Annotated in this window: 7 protein-coding genes; 2 read left to right on the top strand and 5 right to left on the bottom strand. The window is 48.7% G+C overall.

All coding sequences use genetic code 11. The features are described from left to right. Positions 1-60: 60 nt before the first annotated feature. The 5 genes from HMPREF2675_RS07540 to HMPREF2675_RS07520 form a co-directional block, all read right to left on the bottom strand. Positions 61-1,767, bottom strand: a complete 1,707-nt coding sequence (locus HMPREF2675_RS07540; protein WP_070814613.1) for a flotillin family protein — start codon at positions 1,765-1,767, stop codon at positions 61-63. 211 nt (positions 1,768-1,978) lie between these two features. Further along, positions 1,979-2,644, bottom strand: a complete 666-nt coding sequence (locus HMPREF2675_RS07535) for a YqiJ family protein (RefSeq protein ID WP_070814612.1) — start codon at positions 2,642-2,644, stop codon at positions 1,979-1,981. Between the two features lie 90 nt (positions 2,645-2,734). Next, the gene (locus tag HMPREF2675_RS07530) at positions 2,735-3,178 is read right to left on the bottom strand and encodes a hypothetical protein (protein ID WP_049344989.1); all 444 of its coding nucleotides are present in this window, start codon (positions 3,176-3,178) and stop codon (positions 2,735-2,737) included. Between the two features lies 1 nt (position 3,179). After that, positions 3,180-3,848 (bottom strand): PspA/IM30 family protein, encoded by a 669-nt coding sequence (locus HMPREF2675_RS07525; RefSeq protein WP_049344990.1) that lies wholly within the window; start codon positions 3,846-3,848, stop codon positions 3,180-3,182. Positions 3,849-3,901: 53 nt separating this feature from the next. Next, a complete protein-coding gene (locus HMPREF2675_RS07520; protein WP_049344991.1) occupies positions 3,902-4,402 on the bottom strand; it encodes a hypothetical protein in 501 nt (166 codons plus the stop codon). Between the two features lie 181 nt (positions 4,403-4,583). Between HMPREF2675_RS07520 and polA the strand changes: the two genes are divergently transcribed. Then, positions 4,584-7,379: a DNA polymerase I gene (gene polA / locus HMPREF2675_RS07515; protein WP_070814611.1), complete on the top strand. Its 2,796-nt coding sequence runs from the start codon at positions 4,584-4,586 to the stop codon at positions 7,377-7,379. Between the two features lie 9 nt (positions 7,380-7,388). Then, entirely contained in the window at positions 7,389-8,882 is a 1,494-nt protein-coding gene (locus HMPREF2675_RS07510; RefSeq protein WP_070814610.1) for an EVE domain-containing protein, read from the top strand. Positions 8,883-9,098: the final 216 nt, after the last annotated feature.

Genomic DNA, 9,098 nt, shown 5'->3' with positions numbered 1-9,098 from the left:
AAAGGCCGTCTGAAAAGTTTCAGACGGCCTTTAAACCATTATGACGGTATCTGTTTATGATTAGTCGATGGTTTTATCCAGTCCCTGGGTCAGACCGTTGATGTCGCCACCATTCAGTCCCAACTCTTTCAAGAGACCGTCAACCAACGGAGCTTGGCTGCGGTAGCGCAGGGCGCTGTTGACCATTTGGTCTGCAAGGCTGGCTTGTGTGGTTTGGCCGTCTGAAGCGTCTTCCGCGCCGTTTGCACCACCGGCAAAGCCACCCAGACCATTGACTTGCAAAATCTTGATGTCTTCGATTTTTTCCATTGGGCGGACGGATTCGCGGATGATGTCGGGCAGGTGTTTCAAGAGGGCAAGGCGGACTTGCATTTCAACCTGCTCAACGCTCAGCACGTTAGCGGCTTCGTTGACGGCGCGGGTACCTTCGGCATCAACTTTATATTGTTGCTCTTGCGCTTGCGCCAACAAGATTTTGGCATCGGCTTCACCTTTGGCTTGCAGGCGTTGTTTCTCGGCTTCGGCTTCGGCGGCGATACGCACGGCTTCAGCTCGGTCTTGTGCAGCTTGTTTTTCAGCTTCAGCGGCGACGGTGAGCGAAATAGCGTCTTTTTGCGCGGCTTCTTCGGCGGCAATCAGTTCGACGGCTTTGGCACGTTCGGCGCGTTCGGTTTCGCGTACGGTAATCACGCTCTCTTCTTCGCGAACGGCGGCGGCGCGTGCTTTGTCGGCTTCGGCCTTGGCTTCGGATTCGGCACGCGATTTCTCGGCAACGGCGATGGCGCGGTCTTGTTCGGCCAACTCGATGGCTTTGCGGCGTTCAACCTCTGCCTGCTCGACGGCTTGGGCTTTGCGGATGTCTTCGTTTTTAATGTCGCGTTCGGCGGCAATGCGTTTCAAATCCACTTCGCGTTCAGCGGCAATTTTCGCTTCTTCCGCCTCGCGTTTTTTCTGAGATTCTTGTTCGGCAATGCTGGCTTCTTGTTCGGCGCGGCGGACGGCAATCTCACGCTCTTGTTCGAGTTTGGCGTATTCTTCTTCGCGCGAGATTTTCAGGCGTTGCTGCTCGGCTTCGAGGTTTTTGGTTTTAATCGCCAAGTCGGTATCTTGTTCGATTTCGTTGCGTTTTTTGCGGCGGCCTTCGATGGTTTCGGTCAGTTTGGTCAAACCTTCCGCGTCAAACGCATTTTGCGGGTTGAAGAACTCAAAGCTGGTTTGGTCGAGGCCGGTCAGGGAAACGGTTTCAAGTTCAAGGCCGTTTTTGAACAAGTCTTCGCTCACGACTTGTTGCACTTTCTGAACGAAATCAACACGTTTCTCATGCAGCTCTTCCATCGCCATTTCGGCGGCAACAGCACGCAGGGCATCAACGAATTTACCTTCGACGAGGTCTTTCAGCTCGTCGGGAGACATGGTTTTCATACCCAGCGTTTGTGCGGCGGTCGCAATGCTCTCGGCGCTGGGTTTGACACGGACGTAAAATTCAGCCATCACGTCAACGCGCATACGGTCGCGGGTAATCAATGCTTGTTGGGCAGCGCGACGTACTTCAAGGCGCAGTGTATTCATGTTGACGGGGATGATTTCGTGCAACACGGGCAGCACCATCGCACCGCCGTTCATGATGACTTTTTCGCCACCAAAACCGGTACGGACAAATGAGACTTCTTTGCTGGCGCGGCGGTACAGACGGGTCAGGATGAGGCCGAGTACAATTAGCGCGACGAGTATGACGCCGGCGATGGTGCCGATGGAGACCAAGTTCATGGTTTTTCCTTTCTTCTTGTTAATATGCCTTTGAGGGCGGTGGATTCAGAAGGCTTTGAGGGAAAGAGGCCGTCTGAAAGGGTTAAAAATATGGGTTGAAATAATAGGATGGTTGTTTTTCTAATTGTTATTTCAAATTTCCAGATGGTGAGGATAGGGCGGTAAAGTATCTATTTTTCCCGTATCGATGAATCAGCGGTTTCAGACGGCTTCAATCCACCAAGCTGCCGCTTGGATTTAAAATCGCCTTAAATGTATTTCCGTCCAACGACACCAGCAATACCGCATCGCCTTGTTTCAATACATCATCAGAGTCAGGCTCTACCATCACATAATGCTGTTGGCCGTAAGCATCTTTCACGCGCACCTGCGCTGCATTGCCTACCCGAGCTTCGCCCAACACCACTGTGCCGAGGCGGCCGATTAAACTTTCCTGCGAAACGGCAGTGGTTTCATCTTTCGGCATAATTTTGTACAAACCGCTAGCCGTTACGCGCACCAAGGGCAGGGAAAGAAACCAAACGATGACTGCTGCCAGCGTGCCATTCAGATAACTGCCGAATACAGTGGCAAAGGCCGTCTGAAACAGATAACCCGTCAATCCGTATACGGCAAGAAACACCACCATCAACATCAACACCGGGATACGTCCGACATACAGCCAGCTCAGGAAACGCACGAATATGCCTGCGTCCGCCACATCCAATCCGACCTCGGCGTGCGCAGTTTCGGTCAGGCTGTCGGGCAACAGGTTGTCCAACCAGTCGCTGATACCGCCTGCCAGCATGGAAATGATTTCAAACACACCGAGCAAAACCATCAGCGCAATGGCAATGCCGAAGATTTCAGTTTCGGGGGCGTTGATTAGATTCCACATATTGCATTTCCTTATTCTTTTTAATTTTTTCTTTATTGGAGTTGTATTTGGAATAATACATTTTTAATGTTGGTGGGGTTTGTTTGGATTTTATCTATTTAATATAAGTAAATCTAAAAGCATCCACACCCAAAAGATATATGCAATCCAAAATAAACGGTGCTTGAAGAAGTTTTTAAACTGTATTTGAGTTAGGCATTTCTTCTCCAATAAATCTAAGAGTTTTTGCTGCTCTTGGTTGTCACATTTTTCCAAGATTTCGGTTTTTAACAATTTTATGGCTTTTTCAATAGAAACTTTCCGTCCATCTGCAATTAATTTGTCTCCATATTTTGTCTTCATGTCATTCATAATAATAACAGCATAGAATCCCATAATTAAAATAGCAGCAACTATTGCGGGTATGGGGTGATTATCACTAAGAGACCAAACCGCGATAGTTGATAACAGCAACCATGCAGCATGGTGATTCAACATCTTATGGCGGTAAGCAATCTGCTCAGCAAGCTCATAAATCTTATTAACAAAATTCATCTTATTTCCCTGCTTTCAATGCCGCCAATCTTTCGGCAATGCGGTTGTTGCGGCTTAAGTCTTCCAGTTCTTTCAGCTTTGCCAACTGCGCCGCATCGGTGCTGTTGTGTACCGCGTTCTGACGACCCATCACGCGGTCGAAAGCGTTGCCGCTTTTTTCAGCATCACGGGCAATGCGGTTGAGGTCGCTACCGTTGCCACCGGCTGTTTTGCCTGTACCCATGCTTTGCTGTGCGGCATGCCAGTCTTGCAACTGCTGCTGCATCTCGCGTTTTTTCGCCTGCAGGGCGGCGATAAAGCCTTCGAGCTCTTTTTCTTGTGCGGCACAGTCGGCAATGGTGTTTTCCAAGATGGGCAGACGCGCTTCGATGTCCATCTGCTCGGCGATACCCGCTTCGGCAAGATCATCGCGACCAGCATTTACGGCGGTTTGCAGGTTGGCATCGATGGCCTCGTGGCGGTTGCTTTCATCGGCCATTTTCTTGGCGGCAAGGTGTTTCTGCGCCAACACTTTGCCTAATTCAGTACGCACTTCATCTACTGCGCGTTCAATTTCGCGGATGCTTTCGTTCATGACCGCTTCAGGCGCGAGGTTTTCCGCCGCATCAATCAGGGCATGAAAACCGCCGCTCACCAGACGGCCTACTCGGCGGGATAGGGTTTCGCTCATTTGGATTTTCCTTTCACTAAAATGTGTTTGTTTCATTTGGTATGGCGGCAGTCTTAAACTTCATTTGCCTGCTGCACAATCTTCGCCAGTTTCAAAGTATTTTCAAGCTGTTGCAACACGGTATCGTCATATGCCGCGCCTTTGCCGGTTACGGCGAGTTGTAGGATGCTGTCGGTGAGGCGGACGATGCGCCACATCAGTTCGCGTTCGTATTTTTTCAAATCGTCGAGGTCAGCTTCTTCGGGCAGGTCGGCGGCGAGCGTCGCACCTAAGTCGGGAAGCTGTTCAAACAACCTCGCCACGATATGCGAATGCACTCCGGCCTGTTTTTCAGCGTGCAAGATTTCGTGTTTTGCCGCTTGGAAAAATTGCTCCTGCGCCGTCAGTGCGGAGCTGTAATCGCGTGTTTGCGTATGCGCCAAGCGAGCCAGTTTGAGCAATTCGCGGATTTTTTCAGACGGCGTATTCGCACCTTCGATTTTGAGTTCGGCAATAAAATCAGCATCTTCTTGAGTGATGCGCACACTAATTGGGATACGGTTCGTTGCATTCATATTCGTTTGATTTGGTTTGTATTCATTTGAATACAAATATACAAGATGGGATTCTGCGGCGCAATACCTGAAACCGTATATTTATGTAAACATCAGGCCGTCTGAAACTTGATTTTCGGTTTTCAGACGGCCTTTTCCTTTATAATCCGTACATTATTTTCATACACACAGCAGGTTCTCCATGTCCAACAAACCCACACTCCTTCTCGTTGACGGCTCTTCTTATCTTTACCGCGCCTATCATGCTATGGGACAGAATTTGTCTGCGCCCGACGGTGCGCCGACTGGGGCGATGTATGGCGTGTTGAACATGCTGCGCCGGTTGAGGGCGGATTATGTACACGACTATTGCGCGGTGGTGTTTGATGCGAAGGGCAAAAATTTTCGCCACGAGATGTTCCCCGACTATAAGGCGACGCGTCCTCCGATGCCGGACGATTTGCGCCCGCAGGCGGAAGCCTTGCCGGATTTGGTGCGCCTGATGGGCTGGCCGGTATTGGTGATTCCGCAGGTGGAAGCGGACGACGTTATCGGCACTTTGGCTAAGATGGCTAGCGAAGCAGGGTGGAACGTGGTGGTATCCACCGGCGATAAGGACATGGCGCAGTTGGTGAACGAGCGTGTGACGCTGGTGAACACGATGAGCGGCGAAACGCTCGACATTGAAGGCGTGAAGGAAAAATTCGGCGTGCGTCCCGACCAAATCCGCGATTATCTCGCGCTGATGGGCGACAAGGTGGACAACGTGCCGGGCGTGGAAAAATGCGGCCCGAAAACCGCGGTGAAGTGGTTGGAAGCTTATGGCTCGCTGGCCGGTGTGATGGAACACGCTGGCGAAGTCAAAGGCAAAGTGGGCGAAAACCTGCAAGCCGCTTTGGAACAACTGCCGCTGTCGTATGATTTGGTAACGATTAAAACCGATGTGGACTTGCACTCCGAGCTTTCAGACGGCCTCGAAAGCCTGCGCCGTACTACGCCTAAATGGGCGCAGCTGGTTGTCGATTTCAAACGCTGGGGCTTCCGCACTTGGCTGAAAGAGGCGGAAAGCCGTATGCACGAAGCGCAAAACACAGATTTGTTCGGCAGCGAGCATATCGGCGAACAGGCCGCATTGGCGATGGAAACACAGCCGGAAAAACAACCCAAACTTGCTCCAGCTCCTGAAAAACTGGATTATCAAGCCGTTACCACCGAAGCGCAGTTTGCCGCCTTGTTGGACAAACTGTTGCAGGCGGACACCATCGGCATCGATACGGAAACCACGTCATTAGACGCGATGAACGCCTCGCTGGTCGGCATCAGCATCGCGTTCCAAGCAGGCGAAGCAGTTTATATCCCTGTAGGACACAGCCTGACTGCCGCGCCCGAACAGCTTGATTTGCAAGACGTATTAGGTCGTCTGAAACCGCATTTGGAAAATCCCGCCCTGAAAAAAATCGGGCAAAACCTCAAATACGACCAACACGTTTTCGCCAACTACGACATCGCCCTGAACGGCATTGCCGGCGATTCTATGCTCGCTTCCTACATCATCGAGAGCCATCTCGGACACGGCTTGGACGAATTGTCCGAACGCTGGCTCGGCTTGGAAACCATTACCTACGAATCGCTGTGCGGCAAAGGTGCGAAGCAAATCAGTTTTGCTGATGTTGCTATCGGGCAGGCGACCGAATATGCCGCCCAAGACGCCGATTTCGCCCTGCGCCTCGAAGCGCACTTGCGCGCGCAAATGGACGACAAACAGCTTGAAATGTATGAAAAAATGGAGCTGCCCGTCGCGCAGGTATTGTTTGAAATGGAGCGCAACGGCGTACAAATCGACCGAGCCGAACTCGCCCGCCAAAGTGCCGAACTTGGCGCCGAGCTGATGAAGCTCGAACAAGAAGCCTACGCCGCCGCAGGTCAGCCGTTCAACCTCAACTCGCCCAAACAGCTGCAAGAAATCCTGTTCGACAAAATGGGCATCCCCACCAAAGGCCTGAAAAAAACCGCCAAAGGCGGCATTTCCACCAACGAAGCCGTGCTCGAACAGCTCGCGCCCGACTACCCCCTGCCCAAAATCATCCTGCAAAACCGCAGCTTGGCGAAACTCAAATCCACCTACACCGACAAACTGCCCGAAATGATTTCCCCCAAAGACGGCCGCGTGCATACCACCTACGCCCAAGCCGTCGCCATTACCGGCCGCCTCGCCAGCAATAACCCCAACCTGCAAAACATCCCCATCCGCACCGCCGAAGGCCGCCGCGTGCGCCGCGCCTTTACTGCACCGCAAGGCAGCGTCATTGTTTCCGCCGACTATTCCCAAATCGAGCTGCGCATCATGGCGCACCTCTCCGGCGACAAAACCCTCATCGCCGCGTTCCAAAACGGCGAAGACGTACACCGCCGCACCGCCGCCGAAGTATTCGGCATCGCCCCCGAAAACGTCTCGTCCGAACAGCGCCGCTACGCCAAAACCATCAACTTCGGCCTCATTTACGGCATGGGTCAATACGGCCTCGCCAAATCATTGGGCATTGACAACATCTCCGCTAAAAACTTTATCGACCGCTACTTTGCCCGCTACCCCGGCGTCGCCGAATACATGCAGCGCACCAAAGAACAAGCCGCCGCACAAGGCTTCGTTGAAACCCTGTTCGGCCGCCGCCTCTACCTGCCCGACATCCACAACAAAAACGTCAACGCCCGCGCCGGAGCCGAACGCGCCGCCATCAACGCCCCCATGCAAGGCACCGCGTCCGACCTCATCAAACGCGCCATGATAGACGTATCCCACTGGCTTTCAGGCGACCTCATGCAAAGCAAACTGATTATGCAGGTGCATGACGAATTGGTGTTGGAAGTACCCGAAGCCGAACTGGATTTAGTGAAAGAAAAATTGCCGCAGATTATGGCGAAAGTGGACGAAGGGATGTTGAACGTGCCGCTGGTGGCAGAAGTGGGCGTGGGTATGAATTGGGAAGAGGCACATTGAGGAAGTAGTATGTATTTTAATCGCTATATTTTTGATTGTTATCTGCAAACTGATTCAGCAAGAGAAGCTAAAAACTTTTTTGAGAATTTATCTGTATGGGTAAAAGAAGAAAAATGGAAGGAAATATACTCTTACTTATTTCAGCAAGGATATACACAGGAAAGTGAAGGTTATTGGATAGAAACTTTTGTCTTTATACAAAACCTATTAGAAAATTTTTCAGATTGGGAACGTGCTGAGAATATTGAGCAGGCAATTGAAAAGTTTGAAGGATTTGTTGATTCTTTTCTTGCTGAAAGTGATAAAAAGGAATGTAGGAACAAATTGGCATGGTTAGATGGAATTTCATTTTTTTTGTATCTAAAAGACCCTGAACATTATATTCCGTACTTTTTTACTAACCGGTTTTTCTTGTTGGAAAGAGTTTTCCAGTCATTTGATATACCTTTGCCAATACTGCCAAGTAAACAAAAATACCGTGATCGTTTCTTTTACTATGGAAATTTATGCCGAGATATTTACGAATTTCGGAAAAAATATTCATTAGACTATATAGAATTAAATTGTTTTCTATATGATTTTTCGTTAAAAACTCTACCTGAATTTATCAATACCGATGAATTGCCTGATGCGATCAATATTTATATCAGCGGAGGAACCAAAGAGGATACGGATCTATTAAGGAAGAATGGAGAAAAATATCAAACTTTTTGGCAGGGAAATCCGCAAACAAAAATAGGGGATATTATTTTATTGTATAGTTTGTCCCCATATAGTGGATTGACAGCTATCTTCCGTGCGGTATCTCCTACCTACTATGATCCATTTAGTTACTATCCTGAACGAGTTTGGGTAGGCTTTCCCATAGTCATTCCGACGATTCATTTATCTGAATTGAAAAATAATCCAGTTTGGAAAGAAAAAGGTTTGGTTAAAGCCAATATGCAAGGAGTGAATGGAAGGGAATGTACATCAGATGAATACAATGCAATCATAGAGATTTTAAAATCTAAAAACTTTGATGTTTCTATACTGCCAAAATTACCATTTTTAGACGAGCCTGATTTTGGCAATTTAAGTAATGAACGGGATGTAGAAATTACTTTACTTGAACCATTATTGAAACAATTAGGTTTTGATGAAGATGATTGGCTAAGGCAGATGACTTTAAGAATGGGGCGTAATGATCGTGTTTTTCCTGATTATGCCCTATTTGCAAATGATCGACGTGGAGAAGAGAATGCTCGATTTATTTGGGAAGCCAAATATCGTATTGCTAATGAAAGACAGTTAAAAGATGCCTTCCTGCAGGCAAAGTCTTATGCTTTGCGTTTGGGGTGTGATGGCTTTGGCTTGGTTGCGCTTGAAGGGGTATTGATTTCAACTCGGCAAGATGACTTTAAGTGGGAGCGATTGCATAAGTTTTCTTGGAGTGAATTGAAACAAAAAGAAAATTTTTCAAGATTGACAGGATTGGCAGATAAACGTGTATTGATTAAGTAGTTGTAGATTGAATTCAAAACATATCCAAGGTCGTCTGAAAGCCTTTAAAGGTTTTCAGACGATTTTATATTCAGCATTACTAGATTTTAAGAATTTGATTTAACGGCAACCACCATTTCAATGGGTGCAAGTAAAAAATAGTAATGGTATCAAAAATAAAAAAATGAATAGAATTGGTAACATAAGATAGATTTTTTACTCGCTTGTTTTTTAAGA

It is taken from the genome of Neisseria sp. HMSC061H08 (assembly GCF_001836795.1).
Lineage (GTDB): Bacteria > Pseudomonadota > Gammaproteobacteria > Burkholderiales > Neisseriaceae > Neisseria > Neisseria subflava_A.
This window is presented reverse-complemented; position numbering and strand designations above follow the sequence as displayed.

Excerpts from the sequence above, each read along its gene's own strand:
- HMPREF2675_RS07540 (WP_070814613.1), bottom strand. The coding sequence starts at position 1,767 with ATGAACTTGGTCTCCATCGGCACCATCGCCGGCGTCATACTCGTCGCG.
- HMPREF2675_RS07535 (WP_070814612.1), bottom strand. The coding sequence starts at position 2,644 with ATGTGGAATCTAATCAACGCCCCCGAAACTGAAATCTTCGGCATTGCC.
- HMPREF2675_RS07530 (WP_049344989.1), bottom strand. The coding sequence starts at position 3,178 with ATGAATTTTGTTAATAAGATTTATGAGCTTGCTGAGCAGATTGCTTAC.
- HMPREF2675_RS07525 (WP_049344990.1), bottom strand. The coding sequence starts at position 3,848 with ATGAGCGAAACCCTATCCCGCCGAGTAGGCCGTCTGGTGAGCGGCGGT.
- HMPREF2675_RS07520 (WP_049344991.1), bottom strand. The coding sequence starts at position 4,402 with ATGAATGCAACGAACCGTATCCCAATTAGTGTGCGCATCACTCAAGAA.
- polA (WP_070814611.1), top strand. The coding sequence starts at position 4,584 with ATGTCCAACAAACCCACACTCCTTCTCGTTGACGGCTCTTCTTATCTT.
- HMPREF2675_RS07510 (WP_070814610.1), top strand. The coding sequence starts at position 7,389 with ATGTATTTTAATCGCTATATTTTTGATTGTTATCTGCAAACTGATTCA.